This is a genomic window from Enterobacter sp. Li2LvB3 (assembly GCF_056156645.1).
In genome coordinates, this window is record NZ_JBSICG010000005.1 from 77,116 (window position 1) to 96,233 (window position 19,118).

General features: G+C 51.7%; 23 protein-coding genes. 1 reads left to right on the top strand and 22 read right to left on the bottom strand.

Annotated elements, in window-relative coordinates; translation table 11 throughout:
- The first annotated feature begins 341 nt into the window (after positions 1 to 341).
- Positions 342 to 1,109: a TdeIII family type II restriction endonuclease gene (locus ACS603_RS05890; protein ID WP_474943916.1), complete on the top strand. Its 768-nt coding sequence runs from the start codon at positions 342 to 344 to the stop codon at positions 1,107 to 1,109.
- A 27-nt stretch (positions 1,110 to 1,136) separates the two neighbouring features.
- On the opposite strand, the gene ACS603_RS05895 is transcribed toward ACS603_RS05890, so the two are convergent.
- The 22 genes from ACS603_RS05895 to gpM all read right to left on the bottom strand — a co-directional run bounded on the left by ACS603_RS05895 (position 1,137) and on the right by gpM (position 19,118).
- Positions 1,137 to 2,603, bottom strand: a complete 1,467-nt coding sequence (locus tag ACS603_RS05895; RefSeq protein ID WP_474943917.1) for a DNA cytosine methyltransferase — start codon at positions 2,601 to 2,603, stop codon at positions 1,137 to 1,139.
- 615 nt (positions 2,604 to 3,218) lie between these two features.
- Positions 3,219 to 4,895, bottom strand: coding sequence for a hypothetical protein (locus tag ACS603_RS05900; protein ID WP_474943918.1), 1,677 nt, complete (start codon positions 4,893 to 4,895; stop codon positions 3,219 to 3,221).
- A gap of 3 nt (positions 4,896 to 4,898) precedes the next feature.
- Positions 4,899 to 5,447: a baseplate complex protein gene (locus ACS603_RS05905; protein ID WP_333119188.1), complete on the bottom strand. Its 549-nt coding sequence runs from the start codon at positions 5,445 to 5,447 to the stop codon at positions 4,899 to 4,901.
- Positions 5,419 to 6,144 (bottom strand): hypothetical protein, encoded by a 726-nt coding sequence (locus tag ACS603_RS05910; protein WP_474943919.1) that lies wholly within the window; start codon positions 6,142 to 6,144, stop codon positions 5,419 to 5,421. Before ACS603_RS05910 ends, ACS603_RS05905 begins: the two co-directional genes overlap by 29 nt.
- On the bottom strand, positions 6,134 to 6,568 hold the full coding sequence (locus ACS603_RS05915) for a tail fiber assembly protein (protein ID WP_474943920.1): 435 nt from the start codon (positions 6,566 to 6,568) through the stop codon (positions 6,134 to 6,136). The genes ACS603_RS05910 and ACS603_RS05915 overlap by 11 nt, the downstream gene beginning before the upstream one ends.
- A gap of 2 nt (positions 6,569 to 6,570) precedes the next feature.
- Positions 6,571 to 8,892 (bottom strand): phage tail-collar fiber domain-containing protein, encoded by a 2,322-nt coding sequence (locus tag ACS603_RS05920; protein ID WP_474943921.1) that lies wholly within the window; start codon positions 8,890 to 8,892, stop codon positions 6,571 to 6,573.
- 9 nt (positions 8,893 to 8,901) lie between these two features.
- Positions 8,902 to 9,489, bottom strand: a complete 588-nt coding sequence (locus ACS603_RS05925) for a hypothetical protein (RefSeq protein WP_474943922.1) — start codon at positions 9,487 to 9,489, stop codon at positions 8,902 to 8,904.
- Positions 9,482 to 10,666, bottom strand: coding sequence for a baseplate J/gp47 family protein (locus ACS603_RS05930; protein ID WP_474943923.1), 1,185 nt, complete (start codon positions 10,664 to 10,666; stop codon positions 9,482 to 9,484). Before ACS603_RS05930 ends, ACS603_RS05925 begins: the two co-directional genes overlap by 8 nt.
- The gene (locus tag ACS603_RS05935) at positions 10,663 to 10,992 is read right to left on the bottom strand and encodes a DUF2590 family protein (protein WP_048228464.1); all 330 of its coding nucleotides are present in this window, start codon (positions 10,990 to 10,992) and stop codon (positions 10,663 to 10,665) included. The genes ACS603_RS05930 and ACS603_RS05935 overlap by 4 nt, the downstream gene beginning before the upstream one ends.
- Positions 10,989 to 13,301 carry a phage tail tape measure protein gene (locus ACS603_RS05940; RefSeq protein ID WP_474943924.1) on the bottom strand — a complete coding sequence of 771 codons (2,313 nt, stop codon included), beginning with the start codon at positions 13,299 to 13,301 and terminating at the stop codon, positions 10,989 to 10,991. Before ACS603_RS05940 ends, ACS603_RS05935 begins: the two co-directional genes overlap by 4 nt.
- On the bottom strand, positions 13,298 to 13,444 hold the full coding sequence (locus ACS603_RS05945) for a DUF6890 family protein (RefSeq protein WP_376779138.1): 147 nt from the start codon (positions 13,442 to 13,444) through the stop codon (positions 13,298 to 13,300). Before ACS603_RS05945 ends, ACS603_RS05940 begins: the two co-directional genes overlap by 4 nt.
- A gap of 44 nt (positions 13,445 to 13,488) precedes the next feature.
- On the bottom strand, positions 13,489 to 13,749 hold the full coding sequence (locus ACS603_RS05950; protein ID WP_048228467.1) for a putative phage tail assembly chaperone: 261 nt from the start codon (positions 13,747 to 13,749) through the stop codon (positions 13,489 to 13,491).
- 119 nt (positions 13,750 to 13,868) lie between these two features.
- Positions 13,869 to 14,237 carry a hypothetical protein gene (locus tag ACS603_RS05955; RefSeq protein WP_474943925.1) on the bottom strand — a complete coding sequence of 123 codons (369 nt, stop codon included), beginning with the start codon at positions 14,235 to 14,237 and terminating at the stop codon, positions 13,869 to 13,871.
- Positions 14,237 to 14,578: a M15 family metallopeptidase gene (locus ACS603_RS05960; RefSeq protein WP_306684699.1), complete on the bottom strand. Its 342-nt coding sequence runs from the start codon at positions 14,576 to 14,578 to the stop codon at positions 14,237 to 14,239. The genes ACS603_RS05955 and ACS603_RS05960 overlap by 1 nt, the downstream gene beginning before the upstream one ends.
- Entirely contained in the window at positions 14,575 to 14,871 is a 297-nt protein-coding gene (locus tag ACS603_RS05965) for a phage holin family protein (protein ID WP_107703030.1), read from the bottom strand. The genes ACS603_RS05960 and ACS603_RS05965 overlap by 4 nt, the downstream gene beginning before the upstream one ends.
- A gap of 9 nt (positions 14,872 to 14,880) precedes the next feature.
- A complete protein-coding gene (locus ACS603_RS05970) occupies positions 14,881 to 15,336 on the bottom strand; it encodes a phage protein (RefSeq protein ID WP_058657590.1) in 456 nt (151 codons plus the stop codon).
- Entirely contained in the window at positions 15,333 to 16,460 is a 1,128-nt protein-coding gene (locus ACS603_RS05975; RefSeq protein ID WP_058657589.1) for a DUF2586 domain-containing protein, read from the bottom strand. The genes ACS603_RS05970 and ACS603_RS05975 overlap by 4 nt, the downstream gene beginning before the upstream one ends.
- Positions 16,457 to 17,164 (bottom strand): hypothetical protein, encoded by a 708-nt coding sequence (locus ACS603_RS05980; protein ID WP_474943926.1) that lies wholly within the window; start codon positions 17,162 to 17,164, stop codon positions 16,457 to 16,459. Before ACS603_RS05980 ends, ACS603_RS05975 begins: the two co-directional genes overlap by 4 nt.
- Complete coding sequence (locus tag ACS603_RS05985; protein ID WP_474943927.1) at positions 17,161 to 17,667, bottom strand: phage tail protein; 507 nt, start codon at positions 17,665 to 17,667, stop codon at positions 17,161 to 17,163. Before ACS603_RS05985 ends, ACS603_RS05980 begins: the two co-directional genes overlap by 4 nt.
- Positions 17,664 to 18,116 (bottom strand): head completion/stabilization protein, encoded by a 453-nt coding sequence (locus ACS603_RS05990; RefSeq protein WP_072204946.1) that lies wholly within the window; start codon positions 18,114 to 18,116, stop codon positions 17,664 to 17,666. The genes ACS603_RS05985 and ACS603_RS05990 overlap by 4 nt, the downstream gene beginning before the upstream one ends.
- A gap of 98 nt (positions 18,117 to 18,214) precedes the next feature.
- Positions 18,215 to 18,412 carry a hypothetical protein gene (locus ACS603_RS05995; RefSeq protein WP_058657585.1) on the bottom strand — a complete coding sequence of 66 codons (198 nt, stop codon included), beginning with the start codon at positions 18,410 to 18,412 and terminating at the stop codon, positions 18,215 to 18,217.
- Positions 18,390 to 19,118, bottom strand: a complete 729-nt coding sequence (gpM, locus tag ACS603_RS06000) for a phage terminase small subunit (protein WP_474943928.1) — start codon at positions 19,116 to 19,118, stop codon at positions 18,390 to 18,392. The genes ACS603_RS05995 and gpM overlap by 23 nt, the downstream gene beginning before the upstream one ends.

A 19,118-nucleotide genomic window follows, 5' to 3' on the forward strand; every position in this document is an offset into this window, starting at 1 on the left:
AAATTTGCGCATAGTCGAAAATATTTTAGATATGCGCAGAACTTTTCTTTCAGGGGGTAGTCATAATTAGTGCCACTGCTTTTCTTTGATGTCCCCAATTTGTGGAGCCCATCAACCCCGCCGTTTTGGTTCAAGGTTGATGGGTTTTTTGTTGTCTGTTATTTTATTCATTGTAACTCAATTGGTTATACAGCCTTCGCAAGCCTAATGGCGACATTTTGGCGGCAGAGCTTCATCCATGGCTGTAGTTGTCCATCCCTATAACAACGTTAGTTTTTTGTTAGGGACATGAGTTTATAACCCTCAATTCATTAGTATGAATATAATAACGGACGTTAATAATGGATCCACGTTGCATACAAATCGTCAGTGACGAATTTAGAGACTGCGTACAGCGAACTTTAGTTAGATTACGAAGCGAACCTACTAGTATGCCATTTCACGAGGCGTTACTCAGTAGAGAGGCTGTCTTTTGGAGTAGATTCGAAAGGTCTTTTAGTACAAGTTTTGGCCAGCGTGTAATTGAGAGAATTTCAGCTTATATAGCTCAATATTCTGGCGCGCAAAACGTAACTACACAAAAACAAACCAATGTAACTTTAGATGTATCCAGATTCTCAGCTATAGAAAATATCATTCATGCGGCCCGCTCAAATGCAATTGGATACTCTCCAGCTTGGAATGCTGAAGTTAATCACATAAACAACCTTCAACTTACAGGAACCCAACAAACTCAAAGGGTAATATCTGACTTGTATTTTGAACGTGATGGCAGGGCGAATTATATATCTATTAAAACCGTAAAGCCTAATATTGACCAAACAGCCGAAGCAAAACGCGACTTATTAAAGATAAAGCTCGCAGACAATTCTGCAAATGTTTACTTCGGATTATATTACAATCCTTATGGAGATCGAAGAGATTTGTACAACTGGACTCCTCCTATGAAAATATTCAATTTCCATACCGACCCATGCGTTCTAATTGGACGCGATTACTGGGATACGTTAGGAGGTGTGGGAACGTATGATACTGTTTTACAGATCGCACGCTCTGTTAGCCAAGAATTACAGGGACTGGTAAGACAGTTTGGAGTAGATAGACTTTAATAATAAGGAGGCTAACGCCTCCTTTATTTATATAACCATACTTAATTGGTCATCATTTATAAAACTGGCCGCCAATTGTTCTTCAAGGTAAAAATCAGAAGTATTTTTATACCTCGAGTATTTAAATCCCTGATAATTTTTAGGCATAATTCCTTTTTCGAAATTTAAAATATGCCTACCAACAGCATAGCCCAATCCTATTGGAACGGCATTACCCAATTGCTTGTATTGGTCAAGCAATTTCCCTTCAATTTTCCAATCTAATGGGAATTGCTGTACACATTTATACTCTTCTATTGAAAGAGGGCGTAATTCCTCAGGATGTGCTAAGTCTGTCGCAGGCATAGCCGGATGCGTTACAAGAGTGGGCGATGGTTTATCCCAAGACAACCTTCTTAAAAAACCAGTCTTTCCTCCGCCGGAGAAATATGATTTACCCAAAGCTTCCATTTGTAATTCTACTGACAAATTTTTCCAATACTCACCTGGTTTTAATAATCTATAGTACTTGAGCCTTTTTTCAGGAAAATCTAAATGTGTATGCGCATTTCTATCAAGATGTTTAACTGCATCTTTAAATGTTTTCCACAAAGGCAATCCAAACTCACCAGTTTCAGAGTGAGTGGGCTCAAGATATGGAATACGTTTACCATCTCGAGCACACATTAAAATAACCCGTTCTCTAGTTTGCGGAACGCCAAAGTTTGCAGAGTTATATAACTCAAAGGAACAACTGTATCCTGAAGCTCTGATCATACGATAAACATAACTCAATACCCCCCCAGCCTCTTCTTCATTTTTGAGGGGAGGAAAATCTTGTCCTCTTTGGCTGTGAGGCCTATGTTGAAGAGGTGCAGAAAGCAGGCCCCTAACATTTTCTATTATGAAATATTTAGGTCTAATCTCAAAAATCGTTTCTAAATATTTTAAGAAAACGTTCCCCCTTTCATCTTCAAAACCTTTACGCTTACCTGCCGTCGAGAAAGCCTGGCATGGCGGCCCACCCATAATGAGATCTACCTCATCACCTATTTTTAATCCAGCGTGTAACATAATTTCCTGAGGGGAATAGTCTCGTATATCGCCAATAAGTGCCACATCAGGCCTATTCACTTTAATAGTTTTACGGGCACTTTTATCTATTTCACATGCTAGTAAAGTTTTAAAGCCTGCTTTCTCAATTCCAAGATCTAACCCCATAGCCCCAGAAAAAAAACTTAAAGCAATAGGTCTCGAAGTAGTGACATTTGTCATCCTATCTTCCGCATTCAAATTGGCTTTGTAGTCTAGAACTTCTTGTTCATCAAGCAACCATATCCTTCCCGATTGACGTGCTTTAGATAGGATACCCGAACGGCACAGCGACCTGACTCTTTGAGGGGATATATTAAGAATTTGAGCTGTTTCGCCTACTGTCAATACGGTACTCAATTTTAGTTTCCTTAACGATATAATTTTTTTTCCAAATTTGCCTTCTATATGACAAGATGTCAATGCTTAATGAGCAATCTTGAGGAAGTGAATCTCAAATCGGGGCTAACCAGTCTGGTTGCTACACAAATTAGTAAGTTCGGAACGAAATATTTCACTTGGTAAAATCAAAGGGCTTGACCTAACTCCTTGTCTAAACTGCTTTTGACGCACAGACCAATTTTTTACTCGGTATGTAAGATTGTTAGAAGTAATGACGGAATTACACAAAACACTTGTAAATCAATGAAATGGGAAACTTAATCATTATTTTTTTTAATCCAAAACTGAAAAAATCTGAAATTCTTTTCAATCTTTTCAGTTCTGGTTTTCCTCAAAGCTGCCAGCGCTGGCGCGGTCTGGCGGTCTGGTTTGTAGAAAAATAAAACTGAAAAATTTTTACGATCCAAAAACCGCAGGCGGGTGCGGTGTAGTGCGATTTTTGTCTGTGACTGATTTATTTTGTCATGCCGTGACGCTCTCAGCGCCCCACTGTGGGTGCGATCTGTTGTGCTTGCGTGGCTGATGACCCAAAGAAGCTAACCGCCCCAGAGCGCGTCTGGTTGCGTGTGGTGATATCCCCTTCAAGGGATAAGGACGAAAAAAAACCCGCTGGCGCGGGCTTTAATGTGGGATGTGTTACTTACCTATAACTGGCGAATATTTGGTATTCAGGGTGTCCGCTTTCGTTCCGGTGTTCCTGATGGCTACCGCGTTTGTTGGCGCTCCTGTATTGCTGTGGGTGTGGCTTGCTGTCTGCTCTGCCAGTTCCTTCAGCACATCAAGTGTATCAAGCATCAGCTGTGCCACGTTGATACTGCCTGAACCAATCCAGACTATCGGGGCGATAATTTGCTGTTGTGCTGCGGCCACGCTTTTACGTATCTGCCCAATCTTCTCTATCAGGTCTTTACCAACTGTAACTGTTTTGCTCCCTGCAATATCGCTTTCATCATCCCCACCAATACTGGCCACCCGGTTTCTCATTGCCTGGCTGAAATCGCCTGTACATACCTGCTGAATGGCTCCGGCCAGTAGCGTGGACGTGCCGATCACAGTGATTTTATCCGTGGCCTTAACTGTTGTTTCCCGACTTACCAGCTCACGCTGTTCCGTATCGGCATTAATCACACGCGCCATAGAGGTTTCACTGATCGTCTGGTCTGTCTTTCGTACCCAGTCCCCTGCCTGTGTCACCCGCTGAGATACTTCCTCACGCTGTTGCTGCAACTGCTCGCCAGGCTGGATATCAGGGAGGCTGGTTCCGTCCGGCATGGTCTGCCGTACAAAAGGCTTATCCGGCCTTCCCCCCGTAAAACCGATCTCAACAAGTGTCCCTTCAGGTGGAAACTGAAACATCCCGGAGTCATTTCCCGCCATAGGAACCGGCAGCGGAACGGCTGAATAAACAGGCGTGTCTTTATCCGGGTTGCCGTCCGCGTCCAACAGCTGCACATCAACGGCATAACGCGGACGGAATGGGTCGGAAAAATTACCGCTTTTAACCCCCTCAACAGGATTCATGACACGGGCGAATTTCGGCAAATGAAGCCCGGATGCCAGCTCAGGATAATGACTCTCAATCTGGCGCTGAACGGGCGTTTTTTGCAGTGGCTTACCCGTAGCACGGTTGCGGGGTGTCCAGCTAACTGCCATCGTGTCATTTTGCAGGTGGACTTTTGTCACCCTTTCCCCGTTCAGCTCCACACCGGGGCGCAAACTCTGCACCACGGGCAGCGTCATTGAATTACCGCCCGCCGCGCCCTGGCTGAATTCATGCGGGATCTCAACAGGCCGATCAGCAAACAGGGCTTTCTCTGCCCCCCCGACATAAACCCCGCCGTCCGGCAGTTGATACCAGATGTAATCTGTAATGCCGAAAGCCTTTCCCAGATTATCCAGCAACTGATAACCCGTGCCGCTGTGGGTGAAATGTGGGATCGGACGGTCTGAGTAATCTGCATCCGGCACACTGAAAGTTAACCCGCTATGTTCTGTCAGCCAGCTGGCCACTTCACGTAACGTAGGGTGCTGGAAAGAACATGGCCACAGACGTTCAAAAACGCCAACCAGCTCACGAACAAACAGACGCTGGAAACCATTTTCAGCAGGTTGGGAGCGCTCCACGTACCCGGTAAACCAGCGCAGCACCAGATCGGTATAACCCACATCCAGGCGAACCAGTTTCCCGGTAAAGTCCTCTGTAGTCCCTGCCGTGATAAATCCCCGGCCGCAGCTGTTCAGCTCCAGCACCAGGCTGGCATCTGCCAGGTGTATTTCTTCCGTTGAAAGGTACAGGCGTTTTATGGGCTTCATTTTTTACCCCAGAGCGTCATTTACAGGCTTGAGCACTTTGCTTTCAAACCACGTCAGTTTTTCTTCATCCTCGCCAGCGGCCTGGCTCCCGTTCTGTCCGCCGCCACTTCCTGCTGTTTGCTTCACAGCGTTGGTTTTGCCGCTTGCCCTGGCCTCACGTTTTTCCTGCACGCTGATATGTTCGGTCAGCGTGAACGTAACCAGCCAGGACATGCGCCCGTCCTGCGGCGGTGCGTCCAGGGTTCCGGTGAAAGTTGCCTCACGAAAATTCACAGCCCGCGCCGCCTCATGTGCAACGCGGTATTTCTGACGCTGGCCGCTGGCATCCGTTGCACTGCCCAGCTCAAAGATACGCCGCAGGATCTCCGGGTTTTTATACGGAATTTCGCCGGACACGCGCAGCTCTTTGCCTTTGATGCCCTGCTCTGATTTCGTGGTTGCACTCGTCTGGCCGGACTGGTCTTTATCCTGAAATTGCTGCGAAACGGTAACGCGCATGTTTTTCAGCAGAATGGCTTCACCGTTAAGCGCCAGTGTCGGGTTCGAGGTCATGAATCATTCCTTTTATGCCGTCGAGGTTATCGCCAACCAGCATCATGGCGGAGGTAAATACTGATGACTGAAGCGGGATTCCCTTTACCAGTTCCAGAAGTGTGGAAGGGAGATCACCACTGGCCGTAAATACCCAAGCCCGGGCGCTTTTCCCCTGTAAATCAGTTAACCCGCTGGATATGCCAGAAATAAGGTTTTCACGCTGCTGTTTGAATTCCCCCATCAGTTTTTTAATCCCAGTAATTCCCACCGTGGCTGCGGCTTCCTGTTGTGCTTTTTTCACTGCCGCTGCCGCCAGCGCAGTCCGGCTTGTAGGCACGGAAAGCGGGATCGCTGCGGGCAAACTCTTGCTGTACTTCGCCGGAATTTGCATTTTCTCAGCAGCCAGCTGCGCGGCAGACTCTGCCAGCCTTCGCACCTGTGTAAATGCCGGACTGGGGAATACATCCACCAGTTGATTCAGGTTGGTCATGAAATTGTCATGCGTCTGCCCGGAAACCATCATGATCACGATATCCGATGCACCACCCGTGCCAGCCAGCTTCTCAGCCAGGTAATTAATAGCGTTTACCGGGCTGAGATAAGCCCCGTTTTCGGTCTGCTGCCCCAGCCCATTAATCCACGGGTGCGCCGGGATAACGGAACAGTTCAACGCAGCCACCGAATCACTGAATGCAATCCGCGCTTCACGCCACATCAGGAAACCCTTCTGGCCACGAAATATCCGGCGCACTTTCCGTGTCAACAGCTTCCAGTGCCTCGATATAGTCCAGAGCGCGGTTTAGTCTGGATGACTCGCTATCCGACACACTCCGGCCATTCATCTGCTTTAACTGAATGACCGAAATTGATTGCATTGCACCTTCAATCAGCAAGGTTCTTTTTTCATTGGCCTGAGTAACCAGCTCATCATGCCCTGGTTCCGGGCGGTCTTGCAGCACGGGGTAACAGCGCTTATCCGGGACAATCATTTTCCCGTTCCCTTGCCCTTCCATTAAAGCCAGATAATCCTCATCAGAAACCCGGACGTAAAATCCCGGCCAGGTTCCCGCCTTACGATATTCAGCCTCAAAATCTTCGTTATAAAAACCGCCCGTCATTGCCCGGTATAAATACCCCATTCTTACCTCCCCTCCGCAATCCATGTGATTGTCGCTGTCCCGCCGCCAGCTATACGTAAATTGAACCCCGTTGTATCAACGCTGTAAGGCTGCATTGCAGCGGAATCCCCGGACTCATGATTTCGGTTGGCAACAACTGAAAAGCACTTATTTGGGAACGTTAAGGGGAAGGCCACGCGGCCACTGTTTGAAACGTTTGCCGTCACACCAGAAATACGAATTACGCCCGTCTCCCCACACTTCCACCACATCACATTCCCGCTGATGCCGTAAGTGTTTGGTTTTCCGTAACTGCCTTTAGGCTGGAATGTCTGATCAGCAAGCGTTTTAGTATAAAAACGGCCATCAAAATTGGAGTAATTTCCTGGCACAAGCTGCCCTGTGGTGGAAAGGATTTTACTTGCGCCACCATAAGCCAGAATCCTGTTACCCGATGTCGAATCTTCCTGGATGCGAAACTCGCTGGCATCAACAACAAGAAAATACTGTTTACCAGTGTCCGTTTCCGAAAGTTTAATCAGCGGCGCACCACTGCTTATTTCTAAATCACCCGACACCTTGCCGCCACCAAGGGATAACGCACCCACTTGCGCAGCTGTTGGCGGGTGTAACGTGTCAAACACCTGAATCCAGTCGCCCCATACTGCATTAGTTTTTGTGCGATGGTGCATTGCAGCATTCGCCTGGCCAGCGCGGAACCCCACCTGCTGCCCGGCGTTTTTGTCATACTGGAACTGAAGAATATTTGCGGGCGCATTCGCTGCCACCCCGTGAATACCGTCTGACGGCATTCTAAAGAAACAGTTAAAGTCCGGGGTATTTGCATCAGAAACACTGAGTCCAGACACTGAACCTAGCCCCATCCAGCCAACAGTGAGCACACGCCCTTCTGTGCGATCGGTATCGGACGTTGTGACGTCCTTTGTCGCAGACGTCCCCGAACCATCCAGATTTCCCACTTTCAGGCTGATATCGGATGTACCATCAAAAGCAACTCCTGCAATTTTCCGCGCGGTGGCAAGCTTCTTAGCCGCTTCAGCAGTACCCTTTATTGGCAGTGCTCCCACATCGTCAGCCGTGGGCTTATATCCCTCATGGTAAATAGCCTTGTCGTCATACTTCAGCTCGCCCGTGTGCTTCAGTTGTAGGAATTTATTAGACGTACCGTTAGAAATATAAACATCTGAGTTACCCACCCCAAATGACACGCTGCCAATCGTGGTTTTAATTCCAAAACCGCCTGTCAGCCAGCCGCCCGCAAGCGGTAAACGTGTGTTTGCATTGTCATTTGCAGCCTTCGCATTATCATTGGCCACTTTCGCATTATCGTTGGCGATTTTTACGCCTTTTGGCGTTGCGGCCAGCGCTTCGCTGTCACTGGTGACTGAACTACTTAGCTGCACAAACCCTTTGGCAGTCAGTGAGCCGTCCGGGTGATTGCGGGACTGCTCATGTTTAGCCAGCGCATCACTTGCAGTCTGATCGTTAAGCGTTCCTTTCGGGCGCAGGTCGGTAATATTGCCGTTTGCATCAATACTGGCCACAGCAAAAACATAATGCTGGACGCCGTTCTGAACATAATCAGCCAGGCTCGCCGCCACGGTTATTTTGGTGTTTACAGCCCATGCGCTCGTCAGCGTTCCTGTCCAGGCAACATCCAGCCAGACCTTTACCGGCTTGGTTGTTACCGTAATATTCTGGTTAGCGGCCAGCAGCGCCCTCAGCCCACGCACATAGCCCGCCCCGGCAGTCACGTAAAATTGCGTGCCTGATTTTGCAACCAGCCAGCCATCCCCCAGGAATGCAGCTGCGCCGTAAAGGTCGATATTTTCCAGGCGCTGACGCTCATCCATCCCGGCCATACGGGCAGTAAAATCAATCTGCCAGGTTTCGGCAGGCGTATTAATCCCGGTTTCGGTCTGTGCGCCGTTGTATTCCATCAAAAACGAACGGGTGAGCACGTTCCCCTGCTGGCCATCTTTCGTTTTCAGTTTTTGCTGTAATGGCGCATGAACAATCATGGCCAGCGTGTTGCTTGCCTTGTTAATCAGCCCTACCCAGTTAAACGAAAAATCACCCACGTCTGCGCCCAGCACAACGGAATGCACCACGGCGTTTTCGTTTACCACGCCTTTACGGCTGACAGCCTGACGGTGGACGATTTGCGCGGCAGGCGGCATCCCCTCATTGCGATCAATCGCTTTATCAGTATTCAGCCCCGGCACGTTGGCAAAAACAAACTCGTCCAGCAGAACAGGCTCACCCGTTACCGCCTGGTTGGCTTTCCATTGCTCAAAGGCCAGTGTGATAGCAGTCTGTGACATAAATACTCCCTATAAACTCGCGCTAAACGTTGCGCTGCTGGCTTCCGTACTGCTCAGGCGTGCCAGATAAACCACATACTCCCCCTGATCCCATCCTGCCCGGATAGCCAGGCTTTCAGACGTAATCACTTCAAACTGATAGCGGCGGCAAGTTCGCCCGTACTGCCGGATTATCTGGATCATCAGTTGCGTGTTATCCGCAATCTGGCTATCCGTCACGCGCACCAGGATCACATCCCAGTCAATGTCCGGCTGGCGTTCAACCAGCTCCACATAACCAATCCCCAGACGCGAGAAAATATTAATAAACCCCTCAACAGAACCCGCATCACGCGCGTTAATGAAGGCATAAGCGACACGCTTGCGATACAGACTTAACGGCTCGCCACTGAAGCGGGTAATGTCCCGGTCATAGGCAATCAGATTTAGTACCGGCTCAACACAGGTCAGCGGATCAAACTGCCTCAGCGGCCACGTAATCCAGCCGTACACCTCAGCCCAGAACGTCCGCGCCGTGCGCAATAAAACCAGTGGCTCGCCTTTATTCATCCAGGACGGCAGCGCCATGCTGGCCAGCTTTTTGAGAAAATCAGTCATCTTTCAGGCTCACCGTTAAGGAGTTAAGGCGCGGCACGCTCAGATCGCTGGTGATATCCTTCAGCGAAAACTCAATGGAATCTGAATCCGGGAAGGTTTTGTGAACCTCACGCCCCAGCTGTGAGAAGGAAAATCGGGAATATGGCCACGTTTTTTTCACGTCATAGTCCGTGTTTTCCCTGAAGGCACAGCGGATCAGGTTTTCAATCCCCTTTTTCAGCGTGTCCTGCTGTTCCTGTTCAATATTGCTCAGGCTTCTGACGTAAACCGTAACCGTGAGATCGTGCCGGGTTTCCGGCATGGCAAAACACTGCATATCATCCCCGTGGCCGTGGTGGCCTTGCGTGTTGATATAGTCATTCACGGCTTCAATAAACGGCTCAGACGTTACCCCGCTATCAAGCAACAAATACGCGTTCGCTGTACCAGGCCCACGGGGCGCATCATGCAGAAAGAAAATTCGGTCAATGCTCAGCCCGGCAACGCTGGCAATCATCGAACGGTAAACCGCATCCGTGTGATAGTTCCCCACCAGGTTGAACTGATTCCGGCAGCGCTCGCGCAGCTCGTCATCGCTTTCCTCGTCTGCGCCCGGAACAGTCAGCCAGTCCTCTTCACTGGCCACATGGCTGATTCCATCCACAGCCACGGGCAAAATGCGGAAATACCCCGGCGCAAGGTTATAAGCCCCACCCGTTCCGGTCGCTTTTACAGGCAATAAGGCACTGGCCGTGCCGGACGGGATCACCACATCGGCAGTCGTGGCCACGGCGTAAACTTTGCCGTTAATCCTTTCGGTCTGGATCACCGTTCCCGCTGTAACCGTGACGGCCTGTTTTGAATCTTCCTTGTAAAAACGGATCACACCTTCCGCAGCGCTGGCAGGTTTTGCAGTGACATTCACCGCCCAGGCCAGCAGACGCAACATCTGCCCTCCGGCCGTGGCCACAAACATATTGGTCATGACCACAGAAACCAGCGCATCCTTGAGCCACATCACTGGCGCGGTCACAATTGCTGTAATCAGCCGCCAGAACGGAGACATGCGGGACGTGTTTGTGATCAGCCCCTCCTGGGCTGCAATGGTGTTAAACCGGGTGCGCACCGCCTCTTCAGTGACAGGCATCCCGCTGGCCTTCACTACCTCTTCAAAATCTACCTGTGGCTTTTCAGTCATAAATCCACCTGCACCGATATTCCGCCAAAGTCATACGTGCTCGCCGTCACCCATAAACGCTTCTGGCTTTCCTCGCTCACCTCCACCGTACCCGGCACAATGCGTTCATCCTCTTCAATCAGCAGTTCCAGCTGCGTGAAGATATCAGCGCGTAAAGTTGGGCTGCGTTCGCCAATTAATTGCGTGGCAAGACCACTTTCAATAATGCTGTGAATAATGTCCTGGCCGATGCTTTTGCGGTTATTACACAATTCCGGCTCTTTCCCGGTATTCAGGACGAAATTGCCGTTTTCAATCAGCAGATCGATGTAAAGCAAATCACTCATGGGTTTAGCTCCTGCCACTCCTGCAATTGTCCCGGCGAAAGTGTTTCTTTCGGATAGATATTTACCGTGTCAATTTTCCGACTGTTGTCCGTCACAGATTTTGAATTACTGTTTATGGTTTTACTGATTCCGCCTCGCTCAACACCTTTCAGTTCACCACCTGTTAAAAGTACATTTGGGGCAATTGCTGGAGGAGGCTCTGGCATTAATGTGTTTTGCGTCAACTGCGGCGTAATATTCCCGCCATACTCAATCTGTTTTATTTCAGGTGAAGCAATTCCAGACTGTTCAATCTGTTTAGGGTTAAAGGGCACTCCCTTATTCGCTCCCGAACCTGAATCAGCAGCCAGGGCAATATCCACACCCGGAATTTTATTCAGCTTTTCAATAATCCAGTTGTACGTTCCGGTAAATGAACCTCTCAGGGTGTCCCACAGTTTCCCGAATACCCCACCGATCACACTGGCCATTTTTTCAAATGAGGCGACAGGGGAATTTATATCAAAGGCATTAACCACATCGCCCCAGCCCTCAATAACGATCCCGAACATCTCAATGACTGTCTGAATGGAACGATAAACCAGCTCAAACGGAGTCAGAACCAGACCAACCGCCCCCGCCACGACACGGCCAAAGGTTTCGCCCGCGCTGGTAACGCCAGCCAGTTTTTCCCCGGTCATTTGTACCGGAGAAAGCAAGCTGCCAAACCAGCCAAACAGCGTTTTAACGCCGTTCCAGACCCAGCCCACCGCCGTGGCGATCCCACTAAACAGCCCTTTAAACGGAGTCAGTGCGCCGCTGGCCTGGCTGAAACCACTGATAAAACCGCTGACAAACGCCTTTATTGGTTGCCAGAACTTAATGACCGCCAGCACCACGCCAGCTATTGCCAGTGCAACGGCCGCAATCGGGGCAATCATCAGTAAAAACGAGGCTGAACCCATACGGGCGGCAATACTGGCGGCCAGCAGCGCAGCACGCAAACCACGCAACCCGGCAGTAAACAGCTGTGTCACAGCGTTACTGGCCAGCATTGCCAGACGATTAAGCCCCAGCAGCCTGGCCATCGGCGCCAGCACTTTCGTCACGCCCATCATTACAAAGGCATTGACACCCATCACGATATTGGCGATGGCTCCCACAGCGGCGAAACTCAGCAATGCCAGCGCGGCATAACCCACCACCCGCGCGATATTGGGAAACAGCTGCATCCAGCGGGCAAAGGTCTGCCCCATATCTGCCAGGCGATTCAGTAGCGGATAAAGCACCGGGATCAGCGTCAGGCCAATGACGGTTTTAATGGCCGTCAGGATGGCAATAAACCGATCCCACGACTTCACCATTTTGGCCGCCATTTCCTGTGTACGCTTCAGCCCGTCAGCGCCGCCCAGCTCATTGATATTCCGCTGAAGTAGCGCCACGTTGCCATACAGCTGTTTAACCACTGCCGAACTGTCCCCAAAGGCTTCATCCAGTTCCGCCTGTGCCTTCAGGTTTCCTTCCAGGCTCTTGCCATATTTGCCCTGTAGCTTCGCCAGCATTTCAGGCATGGACAGCATTTTTCCGGTGGCATCAGTGAAAGACAGCCCCAGCTTTTTAGCGCCATCAATCGCGCCCGTCATAAAGCCTTCGTAAGCGCTGCTCGCTTCCGTTCCCAGCGTCCGGCTCAGTTGCCCCAGTACGGCCAGTTGCTCATCCAGTCCGACACCGTAGTTTGTCCCGACACCCCGCGCGCCTTCCATCAGGTCTTTGATAGTGGCCATCTCAGCGCCGAACGTCTTACGCATGTAAACCATCTTGCCAGCCAGTTGCTCAGCGAACTGCACTTTGCCCAGGCGGGCGGCATCGGCGGAAAAGTTGCCGAACATCTGCCCCATAAATTCTGACGTGTCTGCGGCAGTGGATTTCAGGGCAAACGCCAGGACGTTGGCGATTTTGGTCACTTTCGGGAGTTCGCTCCCCGTCAGCCCGGCAATGGACGCATTAATTTCTTCTGTGGACTTCACAAAATCCACTGCGCTTGCGCCGTATGTCGTGCTGAACGTCAGCGCATCACGCTGAACGGTTTTCAGCGCTGAATCGTCGATACCTTTTGCGGCCGCCTCATTCAGCGCGTCATACATTTCAATGGCCGGAGACAATGCGCCTTTGATGGCCATCCCCGTTCCGGCCAGCGCCAGTGCGCCGCCGCCAATCTGCATAAACGCTGCTTTTGATTTATCCGCAAAGCCGGTCACATTGTTCTGCACCTGTTTTAACGGGCGGGACAATTTATCGATCAGGCTTAATGTAAAATCTAACTGTTTCATTCAGCGCCTTTAAAAGCAGTGCTTATTCCATTTGCCGTGGCAATACGCATATTTTCCCAAAAGCGATTATCCAGCCAGACAGCGGCAGCGATATCATCAACGGAATCATCCCCGTGGGGTAAATAATGGCGGCGTAAAATCAAATACTGGTCGAGTCCGTTTCTCTCTATTGCCCGGACTCGCTTTGTCAGTTTTTTACTTCAATTTCCAGCTCAGGCGCGTAAATCTCGTTTACTTTGCCAGCCAGCTGCAACGCCGCACCCGGACGTTTTAAAAGCTCGGCCAGCGCGTCCTTACTTTCCGGCTCAACAATACGGGTCAGATAGTTATGCGCCGGGGCAACTTTGTTATCCATCGCCATTTCGTTAATGAATTTGTTATAAGCGGTCTGGTTAGGCGCGAAAACAATTTCTTTACCAGTTACTACCAGAGTAATTTTCTGTTCCATTTAATACACTCTCTCGTTTATTTATTTCGTCAATCAGCGCGTTATGACGTGCTGCACACACAGAATATAAATCCTGATATTCAATAGCTGGGGCAGCAATATCCGCCCCGGTATTACCTTTAATGCGCGGAAGATTTTCCGTTGGGCATTTTCGCTTCAGGTTTTCCTGAAAGGGTACGCTCGGTATTGTCGACGGTTGCGTTATACATCCTGATAAACTCATCAGACACGCAAACGTTAGTGAATACCGGCTTAAGAATTTCCGTTCTGATTTCCTTCGGTCTGCCACTTTCCAGCGCCTCCAGTTTATCTTCCAGGCTCCTGGCGGATTCGCTGGCAATCTCCAGCATTTCCTTGCGGGATTTGTTACCCGCAACCTGCGCGGCGGAGTTAATCGCCAGCTCCAGACTGTCACGCCGCCAGTCAGCGGTCAGCCAGCCCCAGACAAACGCCAGCGCAACCACAACAAGCCACTGGCCGTTTGTCATCAGCGCACCCCGTTATGTTCCAGGCTAAAGTGATTGCCGTCCGGGCGGGATTTGAAACGCCCACCCCACGAACCGCCCAGCGATTCCCAGTATTCACCCAGCGGGAGATAATCGGCCGTGTCGGTTTTGTACTGGCCATTCACAAACAGGTTAAAATCCACGGCAAGACGCTGCGTGTGCAGACTGTTGGTGATACCGCTGCCCTTTTTGGCGTTCAGTGCCGCCTGTTCCGGCGTGCGGTACGCTTCACCAAAGGTCAGGCGATAGCCATGCTCTTCAGCCCAGTGGATCAGATTGGCCACCATCACGGTAAACAGCTGCTGTTTTTCGCTCAGTGTCATTTCGTCGCTCCTTTCCCAAAAATCCCGGCAAAGCCCCGTTTACGCAGCCAGGCTTCAACAACGTTTTGACCCAGAATACCCAGACCGGAACCAAACCCCAGCAAGGCCAACGGGTGAATATCCGGCACAAAATAGAGCGCTACTCCGGCAACCAGAGACAGGCCGCCGCCAACAATCACGCGCCCCAGCACCAGGCGAACGGTGATAGGTTCATCGCTGTTAAGCATCTTGCCCAGAGCAATAAGCGCCCCCATAACAACCAGCGCAATGAACCCCTTTTCATAGTCCTGCATCCCTGCCCCTTACCCGATCAGGTTTTCCGTGGCTTCCGCTTCCAGATACGGAACGCCGTTAATGTTTACGAACTTCGGACTGGTCACAAAATATTTGATTTTGTGCGTGGCCACGCTGCCGCCTTTCGGATCGATATCCAGCAGATTGCTCAGTTGCAGCTTGCAGCCGAACGTTTCCACCTTGACCTCTTCACTGCCCGCTTTGGCATAGAAAAGGAAATCAACCGGGTCAATACCGCGCCACGAACCTGCTGAACGCGCTTTTGCTGTGAGCACACTCAGCACTTTGGAACTGACTTCAATTTCCCCCTCTGCGGCCACATCGCCATCAACATGGCCATCCGGCACACCACGGGTCTGGGCGGCGGCGCTGTTGTCCGTAATATCGAGAGAAATTTTCTCAATGTGGATCAGATCGCCGTCAACATAAGAATCAAACGACATCCCCGAAATACGCTTACTCATGCGGCGGCCTCCAGGCTGGCATCCAGTAACAGGCTGATAGTGATTTGCAGCGGCACTTCCCAGGTACGCACCACAATGTAAATCTCAACGGCCTTTTTATTTTTCCAGACGATAGTCACGTCACCGTCCTGCGGCGGCTTCACCTCACCGGGGAACGACACACCGTTGATACTTGCAGCGGTGGACATTTCACGCAGCGGCCTGGCAAACAGCGTCTGGTGTGCAGCAATGCTTCCCGGCGTGCTGTTAAGCGAACGGTCTGCGATTTTACCGATAGCCAGCAGACGCACCCGGCGTGCGGCTTTATCGGCCACGCGCAGCGTTTCGATGGATTGATAATCGCCCCCTTCCACGTCCAGCGTGCGGCCATCTGACCAGTAGAACCCGTCATAATCCGGATACCACATCGGCACGCTAAAGCGCTGCGCCTCCAGTGCCTGAAGTGTTGCCAGCTCCAGCACTTCCCCCGCGCCATCAAGCGGCAGCTCGTCACTGCCCAGGCTGATCAGCGCACCCGTTTTTACTCGCGCCGGACTGTCAGCAATCGTGACAGCACGACTGCACAGGCGACCAGCCAGCACACCCGGCTCATGCCCCCAGAGGCGGGGAACCAGCTGCACCGCTTTTTCCGCAATACCCGCCTGAAGCGTGGACATTCTGGCGAGATAGTCAGCCTGCCCCTCTTCGTCCTGCATTCCCTGCGTGGCCAGAATGAACCACACCCAGCGGCCATACTTCGCGATCAGATCTGCACGCAGCGTAATGGCCTGGTTAATTTCCGCCTTTGTGGAGATATCATCGCTCAGCACCACACCTTCCACAGAGCACGACACCTGCGCGGCCAGCGCCGCTTTAACCCATGCACCCGGCTCGCTGTCAGCAGCAAGGACATGGACGAACCCCCACCAGTTCTGGCCAGCATTTGACACTGCTGCCAGCACATCACTTTTTAACTGACTGTCACCCTCACCCAGCAAAGCGTCAAAATCACTCTGGGTGTTTACAGCCAGGGTCTTGCCTGTGTTTTTGGTTCCCGTACCGATAAACAGCACCGCACGCTCCACCTCATTGGTTTCGCCCAGTAGCTGATTTACCTGATTCACGGTCACATTTGGCCAGGTCATGTTCTCCCCCTGATATCCTGCGCATTTACATCCCAGCCAAAGCCAATGGCCTGAAGCTGGCGTGCCAGCGCCTTGTTAAAGTCCTCATCACCCATCCCCAGAAATACACGGGAAGGGAGATCGATAGTCCAGCTGGTTTTCACGGCCTTGCCGCTTAACTTACGAATCAGCAAACCCGCCTGTCCGTATGGCATTTCACTGGTAATTTCCCGGATAGTGGGCTTTTTCCAGCGCTTCCCGCGTCGCACCCGGTAGCCCAGCGCACGCAGTTTCTTTCCCTGCGCAGCGGTGGCCATCTTTCCCGGCTGCGCCTTCCCTGGCTGGCTTGCCCGGCTCACCCGGACACGCATACCGTTCTGATGTGAATAGCCCACCGTGCCAGCGGGTACAGGCGTTTCCCCGTTCCGGTAGCCCCCGCCCTGCAAATAAATCCGCACAGCCTGCATTTCTGGCATTTCCCGGATATGCAGCAGTTTTGGCATATAGCGCAGCATCTTCCCTTTGCGCTTCGTTTTACGCCCCGCCCAGGCTCCCCCGTCCGGCTCTTCCTGATTCCGCACGTTGCGTTTGGCGGCGGCGATCACGCCATATTTCGCCATTCGCCACAGCAGCCGCCGCCGTTTTTTGGGCGGCAGCTCCATGCTGGACAGTGCTTTTTTCAGCTCCGCCAGCTGGCGCTTGTTAAGCTCGCCCCCGGCTATCACGACAGTTCACCCACAGGCGCACCGGATTCATCAACGCCGTAAACGGTGGCTGTCAGTGCCGTCCAGATCTCCGGCTCAACCAGTGACCAGCGCTTGCCTCGCCAGGGGATTAGCCCCTTTTCGTCCTCCCGGATCACCAGCTCTTCCGCCATTGGAACCGTCAGGACAATATCGGATGTTTCCTCATCGGCCACCGACACATCCCACTGCGGATCGGCCTCAGTTACCCCGATGTCGTCCAGCAGCTCCCGGTCTGCCTCATCAAGCCAGGCAGCCATCAGCGACATAAGCAGCTGCGGCGGACACAGGCGATACGGGAAACGCTCCCAGCTCAGTACCGCGTCATAACGGATCACCGCCTGGCGGTACTGCCCCAGCCCTATATCCTTTGCAGCCGGTACGAACTCCATTTCATCCACCACGCTGGTAAACGACTGCATTGCGCGGGCTGGTACATTGCTGGTAAAAAATGCCGTCAGGTTTTCAAGCTGTGTCTGGCTCATACTTTTTTCACCGTTGCCCTTTTCAGCCCCTTCATGCGGCGGATCACAACAGACGCCTCCGCCAGTAACCCGGCACGGGTTTCCGTACTTTCCTGGCCAGGGTGAGAATCACGCCGCCCTACGGTGGCAAACTCCCCCAACAAGTCCGCTTTTGCCCTGGCAAAAACCGCCTTCATGTACTGCGCACAGAGGGTGTTTAAGTCCCCCATCCGTGCCCCCGGCGCGTCCCCTGCGCTCAGAACACCTTTCGCCTTCCAGGTGGCTTCCACTTTTTCCAGCTCTGCATTCACTTCCGCCACAGCCGCCAGTAGCGCCTGGGCAACAGTGTCCGCGTCAACATCGGCCGGGATAGCTCGCTGTGCCTGAAAATCTTTCAGATTCAGGTCTGGCCAGAATCCTTCGTTTTTCAGTGGCTCATCCTGATAATCAAGCGGCTTTCCACTAAACATGACTCCCCCGAAAAAATAGGCGGGCTGTCCGGTTTCCACGGCGCAGCTTCACTGTGTGTTTCTGCCCTCCACCGCGCCCGCCTGGCTTGCGGTAGTCTTTAAGGCTGAACGGGTGTCAGCTCGTTTTCATCAAACCAGGAATCCACAGCGCGGCCATCAGCGGCCAGATAGTGAATCAGGTACTGATTGCGGCAATTGGTGTATTCAGCGCGGGCTTTAACGTGCCCCTGTTCCCCACTGATAGTGACCTTCACCACCTGCCCCAGCTCATGTTTAAACTTGATTACTGTTGCCATCTTTAAGCTCCTTTTCCAGGCGGCGAATGCGTGCGGCAATGGTCTGCCGCTGGGTGCTTACGCCAGCTTTTGAATAATGTTGTTCGGCAATGGCCAGCAACTCATCAGCCTTTTTCAGCGTGTCGATATCGTCAACGCTGGCCGCTGATTTCTGTCCGTCATCACCGCGCAGCAGCTGCAACCCGGCGAACTTGTACCACTTCGCCGTCACCTGCTCATGCAGCCGCCATTTGGTTGCCACGTTCTCAAACGTACGAGAGAAATACGGCTCAATGCTTTCCCCGCGCCCCGCAGACTCCTGCGCCCAGGCCAGCATCGTATCGGCCACGAACGTAGGGAAATTGCTGCGCAGACGTTCCGGTGTTGCCTGTTGCTGGCTAATAGCGATATCCGCCCAATCCAGCGCCTTATCCAGATCGCTCACGTCAAACAGCCAGATCACGCACCAGGCCAGAACCGGATTCGCGTACACCTGCCCGCTGGCCAGATACGCTTCAACAGTCGGAACCCATTTCGGCAGCAGCACATTGCGCTTATGCTCCACACGGTCAGCAATCAACGGCAGGTTTCGCAACTGCTCCACGTCCGTTTCCAGTGCCTTAATCAGAAGATGCATACTTTCCGTAGTTCCAACGGCCAGGCTTTGCTTCAGCTTCTGTTCCATCGCAATGCGCTGGTTATGACGTTGCGCGGGAGAAAGTGACAT